This is a genomic window from Stutzerimonas marianensis, assembly GCF_022810315.1.
Classification (GTDB): domain Bacteria; phylum Pseudomonadota; class Gammaproteobacteria; order Pseudomonadales; family Pseudomonadaceae; genus Stutzerimonas; species Stutzerimonas marianensis.
The window spans coordinates 1-1,174 of record NZ_JALGRD010000035.1 but is presented as its reverse complement, the minus strand read 5'-3'; the positions used below and the strand labels follow the sequence as shown (position 1 = coordinate 1,174).

General features: G+C 59.6%; 1 protein-coding gene. It reads left to right on the top strand.

Features of this window, described 5'->3' with window-relative positions:
• Positions 1-1,174: elongation factor Tu (gene tuf, locus MST27_RS22165; RefSeq protein ID WP_243608008.1), on the top strand; the 1,174-nt coding region annotated here is incomplete at both ends.

The following is a 1,174-nucleotide window of genomic DNA, read 5'->3' as shown; positions in this document are numbered from 1 at the left end:
TGGCTAAAGAGAAATTCGAACGTAACAAACCGCACGTCAACGTCGGCACCATTGGTCACGTTGACCATGGCAAGACCACTCTGACGGCCGCTCTGACTCGCGTGTGCTCCGAGGTTTTCGGTTCCGCTCGCGTCGATTTCGACAAGATCGATAGTGCGCCGGAAGAAAAGGCTCGCGGTATCACCATCAACACCGCTCACGTGGAGTACGACTCGAACGTTCGTCACTACGCGCACGTTGATTGCCCGGGTCACGCCGACTACGTCAAGAACATGATCACCGGTGCTGCCCAGATGGACGGCGCGATCCTGGTTTGTTCCGCTGCTGACGGCCCGATGCCGCAGACGCGCGAGCACATCCTGCTGTCTCGTCAGGTTGGTGTACCTTACATCGTCGTGTTCCTGAACAAGGCCGACATGGTTGACGATGCCGAGCTGCTCGAGCTGGTCGAAATGGAAGTGCGTGACCTGCTGTCTACCTATGACTTCCCGGGTGACGACACGCCGATCATCATCGGTTCTGCGCTGATGGCGCTGAACGGCGAAGACGACAACGAGCTGGGCACCACTGCGGTGAAGAAGCTGGTCGAGACGCTCGACACCTACATCCCCGAGCCGGTCCGTGCCATCGACAAGCCGTTCCTGATGCCGATCGAAGACGTGTTCTCCATTTCCGGCCGCGGTACCGTTGTGACGGGTCGTGTCGAGCGTGGCATCGTCAAGGTCCAGGAAGAAATCGAGATCGTTGGTCTGCGTGACACCACCAAGACCACCTGTACCGGTGTCGAGATGTTCCGCAAGCTGCTCGACGAAGGTCGTGCTGGCGAGAACTGCGGTGTGCTGCTGCGCGGCACCAAGCGTGATGACGTCGAGCGTGGCCAGGTACTGGCCAAGCCGGGCACCATCAAGCCGCACACCAAGTTCGAGGCGGAAGTGTACGTGCTGTCCAAGGAAGAAGGCGGTCGTCATACCCCTTTCTTCAAGGGCTACCGTCCGCAGTTCTACTTCCGTACCACTGACGTGACCGGTTCGTGCGAGCTGCCGGAAGGCGTCGAGATGGTCATGCCGGGCGACAACATCAAGATGGTTGTTACCCTGATCAAGCCGATCGCCATGGAAGATGGTCTGCGCTTCGCGATTCGCGAAGGCGGCCGTACCGTCGGTGCCGGCGTGGT